Origin of the sequence: Bacillus cereus group sp. MYBK79-1, assembly GCF_051915365.1 — a bacterium.
Taxonomy (GTDB): Bacteria; Bacillota; Bacilli; order Bacillales; family Bacillaceae_G; genus Bacillus_A.
In genome coordinates this window covers 44132-67131 of record NZ_JBQAEO010000010.1, presented here as the reverse complement: position 1 = coordinate 67131, position 23000 = coordinate 44132, and the positions used below count along the sequence as shown (strand labels likewise).

The following is a 23000-nucleotide window of genomic DNA, read 5'->3' as shown; positions in this document are numbered from 1 at the left end:
AGACTATGCACAAAAGTATCCCTTGTTTAGAAGGAGAGGATTACTCATATGAAAATTGTTAAAATTTCCCCTCGTGGTTATTGCTACGGTGTTGTGGACGCGATGGTTATTGCACGTAACGCCGCATTAGATACATCATTACCAAGACCTATTTATATTTTAGGTATGATTGTTCACAACAAACATGTAACAGATGCATTCGAAGAAGATGGCATCATTACATTAGACGGTCCAAGTCGATTAGAAATTTTAGATAAAATCGATTCTGGTACTGTTATTTTCACTGCACACGGTGTTTCTCCAGAAGTTAAACAACGTGCAAAAGAAAAAGGTTTAACGACAATCGATGCCACTTGTCCAGATGTTACAAAAACACACGACCTTATTGAAGCAAAGAAAGCTGAAGGTTACCATGTCATTTATATTGGCAAAAAAAATCATCCAGAACCAGAAGGCGCAGTTGGTATTGCACCTGATATCGTTCATCTTATTGAAAAAGCTGATGATTTAAAAACATTAGAAATTCCAACAGATAAAATTTTAGTTACAAACCAAACGACGATGAGCCAATGGGATGTTCAGCATTTAATGGAGGACATTCAGAAGAAATTCCCAACAGCAGAATTCCATAAGGAAATTTGTTTAGCAACTCAAGTTCGCCAAGAAGCTGTTGCTAAGCAAGCTGATGTTGCAGACTTAACAATTGTTGTCGGTGATCCGAAAAGTAACAACTCAAACCGTTTAGCACAAGTATCACAAGAAATCGCTGGTACGAAAGCATATCGCGTTGCAGATGTAAGTGAAATCAAATTAGAGTGGCTACAAGGTGTAGAAAACGTAGCTGTTACAGCAGGTGCTTCTACTCCAACGCCAATTACGAAAGAAGTTATCGCTTTCTTAGATCAATATGACCCAATGAATCCCGCTACATGGGACAGAATTCGAAAAGTACCGTTACAAAAAATATTACCTCGTGTAAAAGTGAAAAAAGAACAATAATAAAAACCGTTGCCTTTGTGAGCAACGGTTTTTATTTTTCTTATACAAATGTAAATGGATCTGTATGTAACTGCGAAGCATGAATGTGTACATTCAGTTTCTTTGCATCTACTTCTTCTTGTAATTGCTTTTGTACACCTTGCTTCATTACCTTTTCAACGTTATGTCCCGGATCAACTATATTTAAACCGAGCATCATCGCATCATGAGCAACATGATAATACATGTCACCTGTTACATATACATCCGCTCCTTTAAATTTAGCTTGATTGATGTATTTGTTACCATCACCACCAAGTACAGCTACTTTGCGCACTTTATCATCTAATTTCCCAACAACTCGTGCACCCTTCACATCTAATGATTGCTTTACATGTTCCGCAAACTGTCCAAGTGTCATTTCTTCTTGTAAATATCCTATTTTTCCAAGCCCTAATGTTTCGCCTTTGTTATCAAGTGGATACACATCATACGCTACTTCTTCATATGGATGTGCCGTTACCATTGTTTTAATCACTTTTCGCTGTAGTGAAGCTGGAATAATCGTTTCGATTCGCACTTCTTCTACACGTTCTAACCGTCCAGTTTCCCCGATATAAGGATTTGTTCCCTCTTGAGGTACAAACGTGCCTGCACCCTCGCTACTAAACGTACAGTGGCTATAATTACCGATATGACCAGCGCCTGCTTCTCCCAATGCCTTTCGTACTTCTTCTGCATGAGTTACTGGCACAAACACAACAACTTTTTTCATTTCTTCTTCATATGTCGGTGCCAAAACTTCTGTATTTTGCAATCCTAACGCCTCAGCAAGTAAATCATTTACCCCGCCCTTAGCAACATCCACATTTGTATGCGCTGCATAGATTGCAATATCATTTTTAATACACGTTTCAATAATTTTCCCATACGCCTTATCTGTATGAATCGCTTTTAGCGGGTTAAAAATTAAAGGGTGATGCGCAATAATGACATTCGCTCCTAATTGAATTGCTTCATCTACAACTTCCTCCGTTACATCTAACGCAATTAATACGTGCTGCACGGGTTTATTCAGCGCGCCAATCTGCAGGCCAATCTTATCTCCTTCCATCGCCAAATGCTTCGGATACATACTTTCAAATAAAGAAATAATTTCATGGCCATTTGGAATTTTACTCATGATAAAACCTCCTCTATCATTTTCATTTTCGCTTCTACTTCCGCTCGCTTCGTTTTTGTTTCTTCAGAATCAGCCGCACGTTCTAACTGCTTTAAAATATTTTGGAAGTTTTTTAGTTCTCCTTCCCATTTTTCAACGAAAGCATCACTTTTTTCTTTTGTTAAAAATGGTCCCATAAATAATTCAGCTTGTTTATTTTCGGAATAAGGCAACGCGATGTTTCCTCGCTCTCCTACTAAAATCTCGTAAATTTTCCCATCTTCTTTTACGATTTTTTCACGGATAAGCTCCCATCCATTCTCAATAAACCATTCACGAATGTGATGCGCTGCAATATTCGGCTGTAAAATTAAACGTGTTACACCTTCTAATTTCTCTTTACCACTTTCTAAAATGTCACGAATTAACGCTCCGCCCATTCCGGCAACCGTAATTACATCTACTTCTCCTGGCGCTATAACTGCTAATCCATTCCCTTTACGCACATCTACTTTATCTTGTAAGCCACTTTCAGCTACAGTTGCTTGCGCAGAGCGAAATGGCCCATCTACAACCTCTCCTGCAACTGCTTTTGTAGCAATATTATTTATAATTGTATAACACGGTAAATACGCATGATCCGATCCAATATCAGCAACTGTAGATCCTACTGGTATTTCACGCACAACTTCTTCTAATCGTTTTGAAAGCTTTACTTCATTCATGTATTTCCATTACTCCTTCTCTTGTCAGTCTGTCTCCATGATAATGAATTTATAGTAGTTGTTGCAAGCCTATAACAACAATTCACTTCTCTATCACTCATCGTATTTTAGAAAATATAGAAAAACAAGCCCTTTGCATAAGCAAAAGGCTTGTCATACGAAACTTTATTTTTTCTTCGCTAACCAATCAGCTACTTTAGCGGCTTGATCAGCTGGAACTATATTGGCAGGCATATTTCCTTTTCCTTTCGAAATAACTTCTTGAATCTCTTCTTTCGAAAGTTTTCCACCAATTTTTTGTAAATTAGGTCCTACTGCCCCTTGTAACTGATCACCGTGGCAGCTCGTACAGCTTTGCTTCACAATATCCTCTGGTTTTGATGCTGTTTGCGCTGGCTTCCCGCCATTTTTTGCATCAGCTAACTCTTTAGATTTATTTAGCCCCTGAAATGAAAATACAAACATAACGATAATACCTAATGCTGCAATAAGAGCGAACGGAATCAGCGGATTACGTTTCATATCTCTTCTCCCCCCTCTATACCCCTAAATAGTTAGATGATTCAGTCATTTCCATTGTACTTGAAAACGCTCTATCAGAAAAGAGTAAACTACTAATCGTTAAAAATATTCCATAAATTCAGTTTATTGTTTTTTATTATTATATCGCTTATTATTTCGATAATTATTAACGTTTCTCAGCATATTTTTCACTATTCTACATATATTTTTGTATATAATAAACAAAATTAATCGAAAAATCGAAAAATGAGCATTTGCAAATCAAAAGACAATTCTGTAAAATAAATTACAAGAAATTGTAATCGTTGCCGATAGCTAAAGTTTAACAAAAATTAACAAAATAAAAAAGTTTACTTCACAAAGGTGAAGTAAACTTAAAAAGAACCTATTCTAAGAAATCCTTAAGACGCTTACTACGGCTTGGATGTCTTAATTTACGAAGTGCTTTTGCTTCAATTTGACGGATACGTTCTCTCGTTACGCCGAATACTTTCCCAACTTCTTCAAGCGTACGAGTTCGTCCATCATCTAAACCAAAACGAAGACGTAGAACATTTTCTTCACGATCTGTTAGTGTATCTAACACATCTTCTAATTGTTCTTTTAGCAATTCATACGCTGCATGGTCCGCAGGCGATGTTGCTTCTTGGTCTTCAATAAAATCACCTAAATGGGAGTCATCTTCTTCACCAATCGGTGTTTCAAGAGAAACTGGCTCCTGTGCAATTTTTAAGATTTCGCGTACTTTTTCTGGAGCAAGATCCATTTCTTCACCAATCTCTTCAGGAGATGGTTCGCGTCCTAAATCTTGTAGTAATTGACGTTGTACACGAATTAACTTATTAATCGTTTCAACCATATGAACTGGGATACGAATTGTTCTTGCTTGGTCTGCAATTGCACGTGTAATCGCTTGGCGAATCCACCAAGTTGCATACGTACTAAATTTGAAACCTTTACGATAATCGAACTTTTCAACCGCTTTAATTAGACCCATATTCCCTTCTTGGATTAAGTCTAAGAAAAGCATGCCACGGCCCACGTAGCGCTTTGCAATACTTACTACAAGACGTAAGTTTGCTTCTGCAAGACGACGTTTCGCTTCTTCATCGCCTTCTTCAATACGCGTTGCAAGTCGAATTTCTTCTTCTGCAGACAGTAAATCTACACGACCAATTTCTTTTAAATACATACGAACAGGATCATTGATTTTAACCCCAGGTGGTACACTTAAATCATTAAGGTCGAATTCTTCTTCCGCTTTTGTAATTTGGCGATTATTAGGACCTTCGTCATTGTCATTGTCACCAACTAAGTCAATCCCTTGTTCACCTAAATATTCATAGTATTCATCCATTTGATCGGATTCAATTTCAAATCCATTCATGCGTTCTGCAATCTCTTCATATGTAAGAACGCCACGTTTTTTTCCGAGCTCAGTGAGTTGTTCTTTCACTTGCTCAAGGGTCATTTCAGTTTCAATTTGTTTAGAACGAGCTGGTTTGTCAGCCATCTGTTCCCCTCCTTACGCGAGATACAAACATTCATTATACTAAAAATTTATCAAAAAAGCTATTTTCTCGCTTTTTGATTTTGTAAATATGCTACATAATATTTAGCAGCCTCTACAGGATCTGTTTTTTCCATTTGTTTTACCTTAAAGATGATTTCCATCTTTTCAAGTTTTTCTTGATGACGTCTGAGCGTCTCCAAATGGCCTTGTAACACTTCTTCGGTGTATTCTGGATTAATAAATTCATCCGTCGAAATATCAGTGATAATATTTTTCAACTTTTCATCAGAGAGCCAACTTAAAAATGTTCCGACTGAAGGTTCATTTCCCTTTTCATAATATGCGTATAGTTCATATAAAATCCCTTTATGTTCTTCTGTATGAAAATCTTCTATGTGGGATTCCATACGAACAGCCACTTCTGGACTTTGCAACATATGGTAAATAATTTCTCTTTCTGCCCTTTCAAAACCTGTTAACTTCGGTTTTGTTTGAACAATTTGAGATGGCTTAGAAACCTGTTTTACTTGTTTTTGCTGTACCTTTTGTTCTTTGCGATATTGGTGCAATTGATTCAAAAGAGTTTCCATTGAATACGAAAATTCTTGCGATAATGACTTCAAATATGATTCTGCCTGCATCGCATCCTGTAACAACGATAACTCTTTTAAAACACTTTTCACATATTCTTCTTTGCCAGACTCATCTTGCAAATTTTTCCCTAAACGCAAATAATTTATTTTAAAACCAACAAAACTTATACTTGATTTCACAAGATTTTCAAAAGCAGTTGTCCCATATTGTTGCACATATTCATCAGGATCAAGCTTATCTGGCAAGGATGTAACTTTCACTTGGCAACCAACTTTTAGTAATAATTGCCCTGCTTTCATCGTTGCTTCTCGCCCTGCCTTATCACCATCATAGCAAAGAACAACAGTTTCAACGTTACGTCGCAGAAGTTTTGCTTGTTCTTCAGTTAGAGCTGTTCCCATTGTCGCAACCGCTTCTTCCACACCACTTTTTACCGCAGCTAGTACGTCGGCATACCCTTCAAAAAGGACCACTTGCCCACGTTTTCTAATAAACGGCCTCGCTTGGTGGAAGTTATACAACAATTTACTTTTATGAAAAATCGGTGTTTCAGGGCTATTTAAATATTTCGGAGTGTCATCTCCTAACGCCCTTCCACTAAACGCTATCACTTTACCTTGTAACGTATAGATTGGAAACATAACCCTTCCACGGAAGCGATCATAATGACTACCATCCTTCTCGCTTCTTATGAGAAGACCAGCTTGTTCCATACTAGACAGCGATAAACCTCTTTTTTGTAAAATTTTCGTTGCTGCATCCCAAGCAGGTGACGCATAACCAATTTCAAACTTCTCAATCATCTCTTTCGTAATACCACGTTTTAACAAATACGAAAGTGCTTCATTTCCTTCTTCTGTATTTACTAATAAATGATGATAATACTTTTTCAAAAGTTCATGAGCCTGTTGCATGATGACAGTGTCATCAGATATGTCTTCTTGTTGTCCTTGCCCTGATGTATACTCTGCAACCGCAATTCCATTTCTTTCACCTAGCTTTTGAACAGCCTCGGTAAAAGCCAATCCTTCCATTTTCATTAGAAAGGAAAATACATTTCCACCTTCTCCACATCCGAAGCAATGAAAAATTTGCTTATCAGATGAAACAGAGAATGAAGGAGAATTCTCACCATGAAATGGACAAAGGCCGAAATAGTTACGCCCCTGTTTTCTAAGTTGAACGTATTCACCAATCACTTCTACAATATCCGATGATGTCCGAATCTGTTCAACAACTTCTTCGGGAATTCTGTTCCCCATAAATCCATCTCCGTGTCGTATTTTGTATTCGATAAAAATTTAAAAATTCCTTTATAATTCGACAATATTTTTTCTAAACTTATTAGAAAGTGTTGCCGATCACGTTATCAAACGATTTTGCAGGCCCTTTTCTGCGTAATTTCGCAGATACGTACCTACTATATAAAATTGTATCCATTTGCCCATCTGTTACAAATGTACCTCCTGGAGACAATACATATACACTTTTTTTACAAGAAGACTAGCAAGCACCATATCCTATGTGATCACGAGATCTGTTTTTTGCATGTTGATACATATAAAAAATCAACTTTAGCTTATTCAGTATCTACATAGACCCAATTTTCCTTGCTACTTTCTTAAACGATGAGCATACGATGTGACAAACAAAATTTCGACATGAACTTTCGTTCCAACTTGCACAATTTTCAGCATTCACAGGATATGCATCTGCATCAACTAATACGATATTGATGTTTTGCATATTTCTGTATTCTACATCCCTTCTGCGAATCCTTCCATAATATGCGTTTTCTTGTATAGATTTTGTCGATTTAACGTAATTACATGTCTTTTCGTAAATCCTATCCCTAGTTTATTCTGAAAAATTAAAGTCTAAACGTAAAATATAGGTTTTTATCACAATTTTTTATTATAATATATTTTCTTCAACTACGCTACATATCCCTTTATTTTTTCATCTTCTATTTCAGGATAACGAAACCCTGCCTTTAACATAATAAAAAGAGAGAAGAATATAAGTATAACCACTCCGCTCTAATCTATTACGAAATCAATAGGCATAGTGTTTCTCACGAGCGAAAAAAGCACATTCACCTTTGGTAAATGTGCTAAAACAATTTTTGGTTTTGCACTGCATTCACAATAATGTTGGCTGTTTCTTCAATCGCTTTATTCGATACATCAATTACTTGACAATTTATTTTACTAACTACATTCTCAAAGTGATCAATTTCTTCTTTAATACGATTAATATTGGCATATGTTGCACCGTCACTTAATCCAAGTGATTTCAATCGCTCTTTTCGAATATGATTCAACTTATCTGGCGTAATTTTCAAACCGAAGCATTTTTCTTTAGCCACTTGATATAATTCTTCCGGCGGATCTACTTCTGGTACGAGCGGTACATTGGCAACTTTCAAACGTTTGTTATGAGCTAAATATTGAGAAAGTGGTGTTTTTGATGTGCGCGAAATCCCAATCAACACGATATCTGCTTTTAAAATACCACGTGCGTCTCTACCATCATCATACTTTACAGCAAACTCAATCGCTTCAATCTTTTTAAAGTATTCTTCATCTAATCTACGAACAACACCCGGCTCATATCTTGGTACTTGCCCTGTAATTTCTTCAATTTGATCGATAAGAGGCCCGATAATATCATATGCCTCTACTCCTTCTTTCGCAGCCTCTGTCACTAAATACTGGCGCATGTCAGGCTTTACTAACGTAAAACAAATAAGCGCTTGATTGCTCTTAGCAATCGAAATTACTTCTTTTAATGTCCCTGTATCTTCTACATACGGTACACGTCTAATATCAGGAGCAAATGGGAATTGCCCCATCGCTGCTCGAACAACCAAATCAGCCGTTTCTCCAACAGAGTCAGATACGACATATACGATTTTATTATCCATTACATTACCTCACTTTAAACAAATTACACTTATTCGTTATTTACTAAGTTTACAAACGCGCGTGTAATATTTGTTTTTGTAATTCGTCCAATCACTTCTAAACCTTGTTTCGTATCTTTTACAACTGGCATCGCATCAATCTGTCTTTCTATTAATTCCATCGCAATATCATATAAAGAATCTTCTCTACGACACATCGCAATGTTTGGCATCCTTGTCATGATAATATTAACCGGAAGAGAGGTTAAATCCTGCTTTCCTAGGCTAGCTCGTAATAAATCTTTACGAGAGACAACGCCAACTAATAGAGTCGATTGATCTACAACGAATAATGTACCTACGTCCTCTAAAAACATAGTACAAATCGCATCGTATACTGATACATTTTTATCAATTACAGCTGGTCTAGATTGATAATCTTGTACTTTAATTTTCTTAACAGCTTCAGATAATAGCTGCCCCCCAGTTTTACCCGTATAAAAATAACCTACGCGTGGACGCGCTTCTAAATAACCAGCCATTGTTAAAATTGCTAAGTCTGGTCTTAGCGTTGCACGTGTTAATCCTAATTGCGCAGCAATTGACTCCCCTGTAATAGGACCGTGATCTTTTACAATCTGAATGATATGTTCTTGCCGTTTATTCAGCTCTATGATAATCACCACCTTCAATGCACAACGAAAAAAGTTATACTATCTCTTAAATATTATATACTAAATATGCTATTTGAAAAAGATAGGATGTAAAAAGGACCGTATACGGCCCCAAATTATATTTGAAACTTATCAAGTTGTTCTAAGAAACGTCTTGATTTCAAATAAATCCCGCAATATTCATCATAATATGTATTCAATACTAAACGCATTTGTTTTTTTGTGCTATCCTTCACTGATACATTGCCAAGCCTATGTAAATCGAAGTGGTAGAAAAGACGTAATAATTTATGAACAGCTTCCCCCACTGGTATACGATACTGGTCTTGCTCAGCATGACGTGCGCACAGAAAACCGCCTTCCCGGACAGAGAAGGCGACAAAATCTGTTTCTTGATGACAAATCGCACATGTATCAAAGTACGGGCGCATCCCTAATACCGGAAGCATTTTCGTTTGATAAATTAATGATAATACTTCTGAATCAACACCCTCACACATATAATGCAACGTTTGATATAACATTTCAAATAAATATGGATTATGTTTTTTATCTTCTGTTGCTTTATCAGTTAACTCAACAATAAATGATGCATAAGCAGTTAAAAATATATCCTCGCGAATTTCTTTCATAGTTGAAATAATCTCGCCTTGTTGCAAAGTTCCAAGTCCAGATCCCATTTGGATAAGAAAATTACCATGGGTCATAAGTTGCGAAACAGATGCTAACCGGCTTTTCGGTTTTTTCGCTCCTCTTGCCATTGCACTTACCTTACCCAATTCTCTTGAGAATATGGTAACAATCTTGTTCGTTTCTCCGTAATCTGTCGTACGGATAACGATGCCCTCAACTTTTTGAAACATGTTCGTCACCATCCAAGGTTTGAACAAAACGGGTCAAGAAATTGGAGAGTCTAGATGCGCTAGCTCCTCTTCATGTTGATCCATCTCATCGTTTACGTCTTTTTCCATTTCTTTCAAAAGCAAGTACGTTTCAATGCTTCCTGTTTTGGAGAAAAACTTCCAGGTAAAATCTAGCATAAGAATCCACCTTTCTCAATAAGCGTAGCCTATAAACCAATTTCCTTTGTTGTTATTAAATTGACCCATTTTGTCCATTTTCATGTGAGAAAAATTTTTCCTAATTTATCAAAACTCATAAAAACCAATAATCAGCGGATGAACAAAACATCCGCTGATTACAGCTTTACTCTATTTTAGTACTCGTCTTCGCGGAAACCAAGGTCACGAAGCTGAGACATTTTATTACGCCAATCTTTTTGCACTTTTACCCATACTTCTAAAAATACTTTAGAACCAAGTAATGCTTCAATGTCAAAACGAGCTCGCTTCCCGACTTCTTTTAACATCTTTCCTTGCTTACCTATAATAATTCCTTTTTGTGATGCACGTTCAACAACAATCGTTGCGTTTATATAAACCGCTCCGCCCTCACGTTTTTGAATTGCATCAATAACAACTGCTACAGAGTGCGGCACTTCTTCACGTGTTAAATGTAATACTTTTTCACGAATAAGCTCTGAAATAATAAATCGCTCTGGATGATCCGTTACTTGATTATCTGGGTAGTATTGCGGTCCTTCTGGTAAATACTTTTTAATTGTTCCAATTAAAGCATCCACATTATTGCCGTCTAATGCAGAAATTGGTACAATCTCTGCAAACTCATATAGTTTACGGTATTGATCAATTAACTCTAATAATTGCTCTGGATGAAGTTGGTCAATTTTATTAATTACTAAAAATACTGGTTGTTTCGTTTCTTTTAATTTCTCAATAATGAATTCCTCACCACGACCAAATCCTTCAACTGCATTGACCATAAACAGAACAATATCAACTTCTTTTAATGTCGTTTGAGCCATCTTCACCATGAAGTCGCCTAATTTATGTTTAGGTTTATGTATTCCTGGTGTATCAATGAAAATTACTTGTGAATCATTTTCTGTATATACGCCTTGAATTTTATTACGAGTTGTTTGTGGCTTGTCACTCATAATGGCAATTTTCTGGCCGATAATACGATTTAAAAATGTAGATTTCCCAACATTCGGTCTGCCAATAATAGAGACAAAACCTGATTTATAACCTTTTTTATTCATGTAAATCCTCCGCTAAAAATGCTCCTGGTAACAATTCTCCGACTGTCGTCTCTTGAACGTCACCATGTAAATTTGATAGGTATACTTTCGTATCCTGTTTACATAATTCTACCATAACTTGTCGACATGCTCCACAAGGAGGTACTGGACGCTTTGTATCCGCCACAATCGCGATTGCTACAAACTCTTTATCTCCTTCAGAAACCGCCTTAAATAAAGCTGTTCTTTCTGCACAGTTACATAAGCCATATGATGCATTTTCAACATTACATCCACGATACACTTTTCCATCCTGTGTTAATAATGCTGCACCTACTTGAAATTTAGAATATGGTACGTACGCTTGTTTACGCGCTTCGATTGCATCTTGAATTAATTGTTTACTATTCATATTCCCGCATCCTTCCTGTCCACAGCTGTGAATAGATACACTCTCTTATTAAAGGCCTTCACGGCACTTTCAAAGCTTAATAAAAGCTTTGGAATGCAACTATACCATATACGGCAAAAAGATAATAGCACCAATTATAACGGCTATTATCGCAAACAATAAAACCGCTCCGGCTGCGACATCCTTTGCAATTTTCGCAAATGGATGTATATCGGTAGTCGCTAAATCTACTGTTTTTTCCACAGCCGTATTTACCATCTCTAAACTCATTACGATCCCTATTACAATAAGTAATACCATCCACTCTACTTTCATAATTTGGAAATAAAAGCCGCAGCATATAACAATGACTGCGGCTAAATAATGAATTTTCATATTTCGTTCATGACGAAGACAAAAGAATATACCTGCTATAGCATATCCAAAACTATTTATAAGTTTTCCTTTTTTCATCGACCTAATCCAAATGCCTCTAAAATTTCTTTTTGTCTTCCAAACATTTCTTTTTCATCCTCTTCTGTCATGTGGTCATAACCAAGTAAATGTAAAAAGCCATGTAACGCTAAAAAGCCAAGTTCACGATCAAAAGAATGTCCATACTCTTCAGCTTGTTCTTTCGCTCTCGGAATAGAAATAATAAGGTCACCTAACATACGAGGCATCTCTGCACCTACAATTTCCATTTCTCCTTCTCCCATTTCTTCCATAGCAAAGGAAATGACATCAGTAGGCTGATCCTTATCTCGGTAATCACGATTAATCTCGCGAATGCGTTCGTTATCTACAAATGTCACTGATAACTCCGCACCATCCTCTATTTTTTCCATTTGAGCTGCTTTTTCTAATATCTCACGAATTAAATTCACATATTCTTCTTTCACTTCTTCTGTTTCATCAATGAAATCAATTAATAAACTCATTCTTTCTCCTTCTCTTCCGGTGGTTCCGGATATGTAATACGCGAATGGAAAATACCATTTAACGTTTCACATAACGTTTTTCCAACGATTTGTAGTTCCTTAAACGTCAAATCACATTCACTAAATTGCCCATCTTGCAGACGATCTTTAATAATACTTTGTACTAAATTATTAATTTGATCTGGCGTTGGGTGATTCATAGAACGTACCGCCGCCTCAACACTATCAGCAATACCAACAATTGCCGACTCTTTAGAAGTTGCTTTTGATCCCGGGTAACGGAACATCTCTTCTGTATATTTTTCTTTATCTTCTTTAATCGCCTTATAATAAAAATATTTAAGTAATGTTGTACCATGGTGTTGTCCAGCAATATCGATAATTTCTTGCGGAATATGGTATTCTTCGAGCATTCTGACCCCATCTGTTACATGAGCAATGATAATATCTTTACTCGTCACAGGGTCTAATTTATCATGTGGATTTTCAATTCCCATCTGGTTTTCAATAAAGAATTGCGGTTGTACTGTTTTTCCTACATCATGATAATACGCCCCTACACGTGCTAATACACCATTTGCTCCAACCGCTTCACAAGCCGCCTCAGAAAGATTCGCTACCATTACACTGTGGTGATACGTTCCTGGCGCTTCTAACAGAATTCTACGCAAAAGCGGATGATTCGGACTTGATAGTTCCATAAGCTTCATGCTTGATACAATTCCAAGTCCACTCTCTAAATATGGTAATATCCCCATAGCCAAAACGGATGAGATAATTCCTGAAACGGAAGCCATCAATAATTGCGTTCCAATTTCAAGAGGTGAAAAATTCCCATTACGTAATAATAATAACGCGGCTAAGACGACTACATTTAAGATAGAAACGAGTATACCAGCTTGCAAAATCATCGTACGACGATTTTTTTCTCGTAAGAAAATGCTTACTGATAATGAACTTAATAACACATAAATACCTACACTATAATTCAGTGTACTTGTTACCCCTTCATTAAACATAATACTTCCGCACACAGAAAAAATCATACTTGTTAAAAATACAAACCGATCGCCAATCATTAGTTTTACAAGTATTGTTCCCATCGCAACTGGGACAACATACGCAATTCCTGCATATTCAAGCTTTTGAAACAAACTAATCGTTTTCATTAAAACAATCGTGATAGACAAAATTGTAATATACGCCAAAATATACGGTCTATCTTCTCTTTTTCGCTGTAAAAACACTTCAAATTGCTTATGCATAAAGTACAGTAACACACCAATAAGCACTGCTAATCCAACATAAGGCTGAAAACTATTACCTTTCTCTAATAAACCGACTAATTTCAACTGATTATACATATCACTTGAAATTGTTTCACCTTCTCTAACAATAACTTGTCCTTGAAGAATATAAACAGGTGGAACTAAATCTTCTTCCGCTTTCTTCTTCTCTTTCGTTACAGCCGGATCATAAAAATAATTTGCTGTAATCGCATATGATCCTAGCGCATTCACAGCTTCCTTCAATCCGCTATTCACATTGAGGCTTTTCATTTCATTAACAAATCGCTCTTTTGCTGCTATTTCTTCGGACATTTTAATATTTCCACCCATAATAACACTAACAGACGTTAAAGCCGCGTTCTTTGCTAATTCTAATTGATCCGGTTCTGCATTAATAAAGTATAATAAATTCTCATCAGATAGTTCCTTTGTTAAATTAGATGGCAACTTCTTCTTCAACTTTTCTAATTTATTTGCATCGGTCATCTTTTTTTGCTCTTCAGGTCCAGCAGCTTTCATCTCTTGAATTACTTCATTTACCTTAGCAAAAACATCATTTACAATATCTACTCTATTTTGTTTATATTCACTTCTATATGTATATTGATCCCCAACTTTTTGAGCGGCCTCTTGTTTTTTTCTATCCGTTATAACCTTATCTTCAATTTTAATAGGAGAATGAATTGTTTTTTTCGCAATAGAATACATATCAACATCTAATTGCTCTGGTTTTACATTATTCATAAGTGCAAAAAACAGCACCGCTCCTAATAAAACGTAAGAAATCCAACTTAGTTTTTTCGAATGTTGTAAATTACGAAACCACTTAGAAATTTCTTCAGATCTTAACATGATTTCAATACCTTCTCCTCTCCAGAAATAAAGTGAAACTATTTATAGCTTTCATTTCTTCTAGCCAACGATACTTTTAGGTAACATTTTGATACACCAGTACCTATAGTTTATTTCTCTTATCTTTTATGATAGTAAAAAATATGCCGTTCGCCAACCTTCATACAAAAAGAAATGATCCTGACAAATAGGATCATTCCATTTTATCATATGCCTCAATAATACGTTGCACCAGCGGATGCCTCACAACGTCCGTTTGTTCTAATGTAATGAATGAAAGACCTGATACACCAGATAAAATGTTAGAAGCTAGCGAAAGCCCTGATTTTACCCCTTTTGGTAAGTCTACTTGTGAAGGGTCCCCTGTAATAACCATTTTAGAACTAAAACCCAACCTTGTTAAAAACATTTTTATTTGTGCACCCGTTGTATTTTGCGCTTCATCTAAAATAACAAATGAATCATCGAGCGTACGCCCTCTCATATAAGCAAGAGGCGCGATTTCAATTACACCTCGCTCCATCATACGTTGCGTATATTCTTGTCCAAGAATATCGTGCAACGCATCATACAATGGACGCAAATACGGATCTACCTTCTCTTTCAAATCTCCTGGTAAAAAGCCTAAACTTTCTCCAGCTTCTACAGCCGGTCTCGTTAAAATAATTTTCTTTACATACCCTTGTTTTAAAGCTCTCACAGCCATTACTACAGCTAAGTATGTTTTACCAGTCCCAGCAGGTCCTATTCCAAATACAATATCATTCTTCTTCATTGCATGAATATATCTTCTTTGCCCCATTGTTTTTACACGAATGGATTTACCTTTTGCCGTTTTAAAGATTTCTTCTTCATATAACTCTTCAAATTGAGCGATTTTCCCTTGTTGTGCGAGCTGAATTGCATACGCAACATCTCTTTCTGTAATTGATACACCTTTTCGAATAACAACAAGTAATTGCTGTAAGATTTTTTCTACGAGTGTCACAGTTTCAACTGCTCCAGATGCATGAACAGTTTCACCTCTAGTTACAATCGATACATTCAGTTCCCGTTCAATTACTTTCAAATGAGCATCATTGACTCCAAAAAGAGCGATTGCTTCGTTAGTATTTTCCAATTGTTGGTTCATTTCTACTAATTGTTCTGCCATTACTCAGTCTCCTTGAATATCGGATTCGGATATTGGTTGTGGCTCTGCAATATTTTCAATCACAGTATAATGCAATGTGACTTTTAGTTGATCCGCCTCAACCTCTTTACTCAAAATCTTATCACTTACAATCATAGCATGTTCATCCAATTTTTTCTTTAGTTCTTTTTCAGCCATCTCTTTCGCTACTTTCATTGCCTGTTTTTCTGTATATTCCCGATTCGCTTCTTCCTCTTCTCGCACGATATCTTTTTCGTAAGCGATCGGCAGTGTAAAACCAAATAGTTTCACATCGTGTTTTACACTTTCAGTACGAGAGCGTTTATACTTATCATGTTGAAATCCCCATATTTTTATTTTTGCACTCCCAAATGTAAGGTAATGTTCATTATATGCATTGCCAGTATATACTTGAAATTGCGTCTTTAGTGGCACATTCACCTCAGATGTGTACCACGTTTCTCCATATACAATACCTTTCGCCGAAACAATCATCGGACTCTCCTCATTACCGTATATCCCTGATACGAGAAGCTGTCCTTTTTCGACATGGTCATTTTTCAAGACAACTGGTTTTCCTACTTCAACAAATGTTTTTGTCACAATCGCTTCTTTTTTTGCTACTAAATTTTGTGGCCTTTGTTCCTTTTCTTTTTTCGGCTCGTTTTTTTCAACAATTTTAAAATGGTACGTCGTTCCTCTTATTTCTAGTCCCGCCCAAGTAATCGCATTAATATTGTCTGTCAAATGACGTTGTACATCTTCTACATTAGGCATTTGGAATTGTAATTTCCCTTTTTTAATACCCATTTTGTCCAATTCTTTCATCAATATATATTCCGTTTCAGGTTTCGCTCCTGTAATTTCAATTTTCCAAACCATATTTGATAATGCAATCATGCCAAAAAAGAAAATTAAAAAACCAATTAAGAATCCACTATTTTTAATTAAACGCTTATTCAAAAAAGGAAAACCGTAACGCCCAATAAAATATAGTTTACATTCATTTTTTCTATAAATTGGTTTTATTTTCTTCACATCTCGTAATAACATACAAAAAACTAACGTTTCATCAGCAACCTTCTTAACATCCCAAACTAATAATTTTCTACGCACACATTCGTTAACGAACCGTTCCGCTCCTCTACCTTCAATTCGTACTTTTACATATCCAAGCCACTTTATAAACCATTTATTTTTCATCTACTCTCTCCACTACCTTTCCAAAAGTATACACACTACTTTTCTCTTCAATTAGCAAAATAGCTCGTACGAAAATGAAATAAAGAGTTCTACCGCCCATAAATAGCGAGATAAACTGAATAGTAAGGTCGAATCACGAAAATAACGAAGAAAAACTTCACATATGGAAGTTTCCCTCACTCCTCTTTTTTTTCGTTTTCTAAAAACGTCACTTGCTCAATTATTCCTTCAAGCAAAAGTTCTTCCGGAAGGATTGTTTTAATAATAAAGGATTGCCCCTTAATTAATAATTGACCGTGCTTTAACAACAATCTTACTTCTTTATCTGAAAACACTAATAAACCCCGATGATTTTCTATATAGATATGCACTTGCCCAACAAGCGTAATCCGAGGTAGATCCATTAGTACATCCACTGGCAGGTCTATTTGCTTCGTTAACCAATTCTTCATTTGTTCTAATTTTTTCATCTCAAAAGACCCCCTCTCATCCCATATGTATGAAAAAAGAGCTTGTAATATCACGTCCAAACTGAAAAAAAGCATAAAAAAAACGTCTCATACGAAATGAGACGTTTTTTTATGCTAATAGCTGGATAACCAGCTTATTCACAAGTGATCCGTCTGTTTTACCTTTTACTTTCGGCATAACAGCAGTCATCACTTTACCCATATCCGCTTTAGAAGTCGCACCAACTTCAGAAATAACTTGCTTAATTACATTCGCTAGTTCTTCTTCTGTTAATTGCTCCGGCAAATATGCGCTTAAAATCTGAATTTCACTTTGCAGTTTATTAACAAGGTCTTCACGACCAGCTTTTTTAAATTCAAGGAGGGAGTCCTTATACTGTTTTACTTCACGAGCTAAAACTGTTAATTCCTCTTCTTCAGTAAGAGTATGTTGCAGTTTAATACCTTCATTTTGTAAAGCAGCCTTAACCATACGAATAACGGTTAATTTTTCTTTTTGTTTATTCTTCATCGCTTGTTTCATATCATCGTTTAAACGACCGAGAAGACTCATAACTTACACCCTCTCTTAGAATTTACGCTTTCTTGCCGCTTCAGATTTCTTCTTACGTTTTACACTTGGCTTTTCATAAAACTCGCGCTTTCTTGCTTCAGCAAGTGTACCAGTTTTAGAAACCGATCTTTTAAAACGGCGAAGTGCATCCTCCAAAGACTCGTTTTTACGAACGACTGTTTTTGACATTCTCTTTCCCTCCCTCCGAAACATCACACTTACATACTAATTTCAGCATGCAAAAAGAAACCCTTCTTCAGCATGTCTTTTACGATTATAATACATTTTATCACTTCAGGTCAACTATTTGGCAGAATAAAAGAAGAATAGATGCCCTTCCCTGTTCAAAAGCTATGCAGATAGCTATTATCCTTTTGCCCTGAAGACAACTATATTTTTATCATTACACCTTTTTTAATACAAGAAAGCATTAAATAACTACTCATTCGACGTACTTAACTTCTCTACGAAAAAAAGAAAGCATGCAAATCGTTTCCGTTTGCATGCTTTTTTTATCCCGCTATTTGCCGGGCAGTAAGACCCCCACCTCAAAATTCAGCGAAAGCAAAGAACTTAGGTGAAGGCCGGGCTGATAATCAGTGGGGATGAACCCCTCACTGATTAAAGTTTCATTTTATGCGCTTGCTGATTCTTTTTTTACATCATCTTCAAGAACACGAACAAATTGCGCTTCGTTATATGGATAACCAGCTTTCGTAATTTTCACTTTCACTAGCTTACCAATTAATTCTTCTGATCCTTCAAATACAATTTTCAAGTAGTTATCCGTATAGCCTACATATAACCCTTCACGGTCGCCCTCTTTAAATTGCTCTTCCGGAATGATTTCAAGCACTTCACCTTCAAACTGTGACGCATACTCTTTCGCTAATTGGTTAGATAGTTCAATTAAACGATGAACACGATCATTCTTCACATCTTCAGGAACTTGATCTTCCATACGCGCTGCAGGTGTTCCTGTACGCTTTGAGTAAGGGAATACGTGTAACTCAGAGAAACGATTCTCTTTAATGAAATTGTATGTTTCCATGAATTCTTCTTCTGTTTCACCTGGGAAACCAACAATTACGTCCGATGTAATCGCAAGGCCTGGCAATGCTTCTTTCAAACGATCTAAACGTTCTTGGAAAAATTCCATCGTATACTTACGACGCATACGCTTTAATACAGTATTAGATCCAGATTGCAATGGAATGTGTAAGTGACGTACAACTACTTCAGACTTATCTAACACTTCAATTACTTCATCTGAAATCTGACTAGCTTCAATAGAAGAAATACGAAGACGTTTTAATCCGCCTACTTCCGCTTCCATATCACGAAGTAATCCAGCTAAGTTATAATCTTTAATATCTTCACCGTACCCACCTGTATGAATACCTGTTAATACGATTTCTTTATAGCCTGCATCTACTAATTGCTGCGCTTGTTTAATAACTTCTTTCCCATCACGAGAACGCATTAAACCACGCGCCCAAGGAATAATACAGAATGTACAGAAATTATTACAACCTTCTTGTATTTTTAAAGATGCACGTGTACGATCCGTGAAGTAAGGTACATCCAGCTCTTCGTATACACGTGTTTTCATAATGTTGCGGACAGCATTAATTGGCTGACGCTCTTTACGGAATTCTTCGATGTATCCTAACATCTTTTCACGATCTTGTGTACCAACTACAATATCTACACCTGGAATCGCCATAATTTCCGCTGGAGATGTTTGTGCATAACATCCTGTTACACAAATAACCGCATCCGGGTTTTGACGAACAGCACGTCTAATAACTTGACGACTTTTCTTATCTCCCGTATTCGTTACTGTACACGTATTAATAACGTATACATCAGATTTCTTTTCATATTCAGTTCTTTCATATCCACCTTGTTTAAACAATTGCCAAATGGCTTCTGTTTCATAGTGGTTTACTTTACAACCTAACGTATGGAACGCAACAGTTGACATTGATCATCACCCCATCAATTCAAAATGATACGAAGCAGCACTTAACGCGTATAACGGCGCCGTTTCTGTTCTTAAAATTCTTGGTCCTAAACTACATGGTACAAATTTATGTTCACGAAGCGTTGTAATCTCTTCCTCAGCTAAACCGCCTTCTGGGCCAAATACAATCAATAGATTTTGACCTGGTTTCATCGTCGTTAAAGCTCTCGCAAAGTTAGATTTCTCGCCTTGTTTTGCTTCCTCTTCGTAAGCAACAAGACAAACATCATACTCACCACTCATTGAAAGCAATTGTTTAAACGATGCCGGAGCATGTACTTCTGGAACTTCACTTCTATGTGATTGTTCCGCAGCTTCTTTCACAATTTTTCTTAAACGCTCAACTTTTTTATCAGCTTTTTTCGCATCCCATTTTACGATAGAGCGAGATGCTTGAAATGGTAAAAATGCGGCTGCCCCAAGCTCAGTTCCTTTTTGGAAAATTAACTCTAGCTTGTCTCCTTTCGGCAGTCCACTTGCAATCGTCACGAAAACAGGAAGTTCACTTGACGCCTCTACCCATTCTACAATAGCCGTATTAATAAATTCACTGGTAATTTCATCAATTGAACATACTGCTGTTTTTCCGCTTACACAGCAATAAATGTGATCACCAGCTGACATACGCATCACTCTTGCGATATGATGTACGTCATCACCTACAATGCGAATACTTGTCTCATTTACATATTTCTCTTCTACAAAATAACGTTGCATATAATCACCTTAGTAGAGTTTCGTTCCTTTCGTAAGTCAACACTTACGAAAAGAACGAAACATTATCATTTTTTCATATAACAAACGGCAAGTCCCTCACCTTATAGTGAGAGACTCCCCTTTTCATTATAAACTAAAATCTATATTACGCATTTCGTGCAATAATTGCTACCCAATCTTCCATTCGTAATACTTCTTCAATTGTAAATCCAGCTTTTTCTAGCGCTTCAGAAATTAACTTTTCCTTCGCTGCAATAATGCCCGATGTAATAAATAATCCACCCGACTTCACAACTCTCGCTGCATCCTCAGGGAATAAAAGAATAATTTCTGCTAATAGGTTAGCTACGATTAAATCAACAGGACCTTCAATACCTTCTAAAAGACTATTTTGCCCAACAGACACGATATCATCTGTTTTATTCAAACGTACATTCATTTCTGCACTTTCCACTGCAACTGGATCTAAATCATACGCTTGAACAGAAGACGCACCTAATTTTGCCGCTGCAATACTAAGTACACCAGAACCTGTTCCTACATCAATGATAGTATCACCTGGCTGAACTGTTTTTTCTAAAGCACGAATACACATCGTTGTTGTCGGATGAGTCCCTGTCCCAAAGGCCATACCTGGATCTAATTCAATAATTTTTTCTTCCGGAGAAGCTGGTGTATACTCTTCCCACGTCGGCACAATTGTGAATGTGTCAGAAATTCGTACTGGATGGTAATATTTTTTCCAAGCAGTAGCCCAATCTTCTTCATTGACTTCGTTAACGGTAATATTTCCAGTACCAATTTCGATGTCGTAAGATGGAAGCATATCAATAGATGATTTTACACCCGCAATCGTTTCCTGTAAAGAATCCGTTTGTGGGAAATATGCTTTTATTAATACACCTTCCGCCGGATATTCATCTGGGTTCAATGCATAAATTTCACCATATTGTTGCTCGCGCTCTTTCGTCAACTCCGCTGGATCCTCAATCGCAACTCCACTAGCACCAGCTTCATGTAAAATATGAGAGACAGCTTCTACTGCTTCTTCTGTTGTATGAATACTAACTTCTGACCATTTCACAATTTACCAACTCCATTTTTTATTTCCATTATTCCCCTTTGAAAGCACGTTTAAGCTTTCCAAATAAACTATCATCCTGCTCTTCTTGTCCCGCAAATTCACGTAATAACTCTTTTTGATGTGAAGTTAATTTCGTCGGTACAACAACACGAACGACTACATATTGATCTCCTTGACCGTATCCACGTACGTTCGGGGCACCTTTTCCTTTTAAGCGGAATTCTGTTCCTGTTTGTGTTCCTGCTGGAATTTTCAGCTTCACTTTCCCATGAACAGTAGGAACTTCCACTTCAGCACCAAGTGCCATTTGCGCAAATGTTAGTGGCATTTCACAAATAATATGATCTCCTTCACGCTCAAAGAATTCATGATTTCTTACATGAACAACAACATATAAATCTCCTGCCGGTCCGCCATTTACGCCCGCTTCACCTTTTCCAGATACACGAATTTGTTGACCATTATCGATACCCGCTGGAATCTTAACGTTGATTTTTTTACGTTTACGTACTTTACCAGAACCGTGACATGTCGTACATTTTTCTTTAATCATTTGACCAGTTCCTGAACAATGACCACAAGCTTGACGGTTTACGATACGACCAAATGGTGTATTTTGTTCTACACTTACTTGCCCTGATCCCGAACAATGTTTACATGTTTCTTTTGAAGTTCCTGGTTTCGCTCCGCTACCTTTGCAAGTATCACATGGATCTTCTACCGGAATCTCAACATTTAATTCTTTACCAAAAATAGCTTCCTCAAACTCTAAAGTAACTTGATATTGTAAGTCAGCACCTTGACGCGGAGCATTTGGATCACGACGTCTACCACCGCCGCCGCCAAAGAATGAACTAAAGATATCTTCGAAACCGAAGCCACCGCCGAAGTCTCCTCCGCCGCCAAAGCCACCGAAACCTTGATTTGCACCAGCATGACCAAATTGATCATATTGTGCGCGCTTTTGATCGTCGCTTAATACTTCGTAGGCTTCTTGTACTTCTTTAAACTTTTCAATTGCATTTTCTTCTTTACTTACGTCTGGATGGTATTTTTTAGCCAAACGACGATACGCTTTTTTTATTTCATCTTTTGAAGCACCCTGGCTAAGTCCAAGGACCTCATAATAGTCTCGTTTACTCATAAA

The 23000-nt window shown here is 36.8% G+C and carries 24 protein-coding genes; 1 reads left to right on the top strand and 23 read right to left on the bottom strand.

All coding sequences use genetic code 11. The features are described from left to right. Positions 1-48 precede the first annotated feature (48 nt). Positions 49-999, top strand: a complete 951-nt coding sequence (locus tag ACTFOB_RS16830; RefSeq protein WP_440027663.1) for a 4-hydroxy-3-methylbut-2-enyl diphosphate reductase — start codon at positions 49-51, stop codon at positions 997-999. A 40-nt stretch (positions 1000-1039) separates the two neighbouring features. Here ACTFOB_RS16830 and ACTFOB_RS16825 read toward each other — a convergent pair whose 3' ends face one another. From ACTFOB_RS16825 to dnaJ, 23 genes are all read right to left on the bottom strand, one after another. After that, entirely contained in the window at positions 1040-2161 is a 1122-nt protein-coding gene (locus ACTFOB_RS16825; protein WP_440027661.1) for a Nif3-like dinuclear metal center hexameric protein, read from the bottom strand. After that, positions 2158-2865 carry a tRNA (adenine(22)-N(1))-methyltransferase gene (locus ACTFOB_RS16820; RefSeq protein WP_440027660.1) on the bottom strand — a complete coding sequence of 236 codons (708 nt, stop codon included), beginning with the start codon at positions 2863-2865 and terminating at the stop codon, positions 2158-2160. Before ACTFOB_RS16820 ends, ACTFOB_RS16825 begins: the two co-directional genes overlap by 4 nt. A gap of 165 nt (positions 2866-3030) precedes the next feature. Then, positions 3031-3387 (bottom strand): cytochrome c550, encoded by a 357-nt coding sequence (cccA, locus tag ACTFOB_RS16815; protein WP_440027658.1) that lies wholly within the window; start codon positions 3385-3387, stop codon positions 3031-3033. Positions 3388-3772: 385 nt separating this feature from the next. Further along, positions 3773-4900, bottom strand: coding sequence for an RNA polymerase sigma factor RpoD (rpoD, locus tag ACTFOB_RS16810; RefSeq protein WP_000764061.1), 1128 nt, complete (start codon positions 4898-4900; stop codon positions 3773-3775). Positions 4901-4959: 59 nt separating this feature from the next. After that, entirely contained in the window at positions 4960-6756 is a 1797-nt protein-coding gene (dnaG, locus tag ACTFOB_RS16805) for a DNA primase (protein ID WP_151633709.1), read from the bottom strand. Positions 6757-7607: 851 nt separating this feature from the next. Then, the gene (locus ACTFOB_RS16800) at positions 7608-8420 is read right to left on the bottom strand and encodes a pyruvate, water dikinase regulatory protein (protein ID WP_151633707.1); all 813 of its coding nucleotides are present in this window, start codon (positions 8418-8420) and stop codon (positions 7608-7610) included. Positions 8421-8449: 29 nt separating this feature from the next. Continuing rightward, positions 8450-9082, bottom strand: coding sequence for a helix-turn-helix transcriptional regulator (locus ACTFOB_RS16795; protein ID WP_000583755.1), 633 nt, complete (start codon positions 9080-9082; stop codon positions 8450-8452). Between the two features lie 107 nt (positions 9083-9189). Then, the gene (gene recO, locus ACTFOB_RS16790; protein ID WP_151633705.1) at positions 9190-9936 is read right to left on the bottom strand and encodes a DNA repair protein RecO; all 747 of its coding nucleotides are present in this window, start codon (positions 9934-9936) and stop codon (positions 9190-9192) included. Between the two features lie 33 nt (positions 9937-9969). Continuing rightward, positions 9970-10113, bottom strand: a complete 144-nt coding sequence (locus tag ACTFOB_RS16785; protein ID WP_000883924.1) for a YqzL family protein — start codon at positions 10111-10113, stop codon at positions 9970-9972. Positions 10114-10289: 176 nt separating this feature from the next. Further along, on the bottom strand, positions 10290-11195 hold the full coding sequence (era, locus tag ACTFOB_RS16780) for a GTPase Era (RefSeq protein WP_151633703.1): 906 nt from the start codon (positions 11193-11195) through the stop codon (positions 10290-10292). Continuing rightward, positions 11188-11586 carry a cytidine deaminase gene (locus tag ACTFOB_RS16775; protein ID WP_440027651.1) on the bottom strand — a complete coding sequence of 133 codons (399 nt, stop codon included), beginning with the start codon at positions 11584-11586 and terminating at the stop codon, positions 11188-11190. Before ACTFOB_RS16775 ends, era begins: the two co-directional genes overlap by 8 nt. 99 nt (positions 11587-11685) lie before the next feature. Next, positions 11686-12039, bottom strand: coding sequence for a diacylglycerol kinase family protein (locus ACTFOB_RS16770; RefSeq protein WP_440027649.1), 354 nt, complete (start codon positions 12037-12039; stop codon positions 11686-11688). Further along, the gene (ybeY, locus tag ACTFOB_RS16765; RefSeq protein ID WP_000054689.1) at positions 12036-12506 is read right to left on the bottom strand and encodes an rRNA maturation RNase YbeY; all 471 of its coding nucleotides are present in this window, start codon (positions 12504-12506) and stop codon (positions 12036-12038) included. The genes ACTFOB_RS16770 and ybeY overlap by 4 nt, the downstream gene beginning before the upstream one ends. Further along, the gene (locus tag ACTFOB_RS16760) at positions 12503-14647 is read right to left on the bottom strand and encodes an HD family phosphohydrolase (RefSeq protein ID WP_440027647.1); all 2145 of its coding nucleotides are present in this window, start codon (positions 14645-14647) and stop codon (positions 12503-12505) included. Before ACTFOB_RS16760 ends, ybeY begins: the two co-directional genes overlap by 4 nt. A gap of 193 nt (positions 14648-14840) precedes the next feature. Next, a complete protein-coding gene (locus ACTFOB_RS16755; RefSeq protein ID WP_016086243.1) occupies positions 14841-15800 on the bottom strand; it encodes a PhoH family protein in 960 nt (319 codons plus the stop codon). Positions 15801-15803: 3 nt separating this feature from the next. Then, complete coding sequence (gene yqfD, locus ACTFOB_RS16750) at positions 15804-17003, bottom strand: sporulation protein YqfD (protein WP_151633697.1); 1200 nt, start codon at positions 17001-17003, stop codon at positions 15804-15806. A gap of 176 nt (positions 17004-17179) precedes the next feature. After that, on the bottom strand, positions 17180-17473 hold the full coding sequence (yqfC, locus tag ACTFOB_RS16745; RefSeq protein WP_000732264.1) for a sporulation protein YqfC: 294 nt from the start codon (positions 17471-17473) through the stop codon (positions 17180-17182). Positions 17474-17582: 109 nt separating this feature from the next. Next, positions 17583-18026, bottom strand: a complete 444-nt coding sequence (locus tag ACTFOB_RS16740) for a GatB/YqeY domain-containing protein (RefSeq protein ID WP_000054579.1) — start codon at positions 18024-18026, stop codon at positions 17583-17585. A 15-nt stretch (positions 18027-18041) separates the two neighbouring features. Further along, complete coding sequence (gene rpsU, locus ACTFOB_RS16735; RefSeq protein WP_000048061.1) at positions 18042-18215, bottom strand: 30S ribosomal protein S21; 174 nt, start codon at positions 18213-18215, stop codon at positions 18042-18044. 445 nt (positions 18216-18660) lie between these two features. Beyond that, on the bottom strand, positions 18661-20013 hold the full coding sequence (gene mtaB, locus ACTFOB_RS16730; RefSeq protein ID WP_061677306.1) for a tRNA (N(6)-L-threonylcarbamoyladenosine(37)-C(2))-methylthiotransferase MtaB: 1353 nt from the start codon (positions 20011-20013) through the stop codon (positions 18661-18663). Between the two features lie 6 nt (positions 20014-20019). Then, complete coding sequence (locus tag ACTFOB_RS16725; RefSeq protein ID WP_440027644.1) at positions 20020-20769, bottom strand: 16S rRNA (uracil(1498)-N(3))-methyltransferase; 750 nt, start codon at positions 20767-20769, stop codon at positions 20020-20022. Between the two features lie 145 nt (positions 20770-20914). Further along, the gene (gene prmA / locus ACTFOB_RS16720; protein WP_151633693.1) at positions 20915-21853 is read right to left on the bottom strand and encodes a 50S ribosomal protein L11 methyltransferase; all 939 of its coding nucleotides are present in this window, start codon (positions 21851-21853) and stop codon (positions 20915-20917) included. A gap of 28 nt (positions 21854-21881) precedes the next feature. Then, positions 21882-22997 carry a chaperone protein DnaJ gene (gene dnaJ, locus ACTFOB_RS16715; protein ID WP_000043954.1) on the bottom strand — a complete coding sequence of 372 codons (1116 nt, stop codon included), beginning with the start codon at positions 22995-22997 and terminating at the stop codon, positions 21882-21884. Positions 22998-23000: the final 3 nt, after the last annotated feature.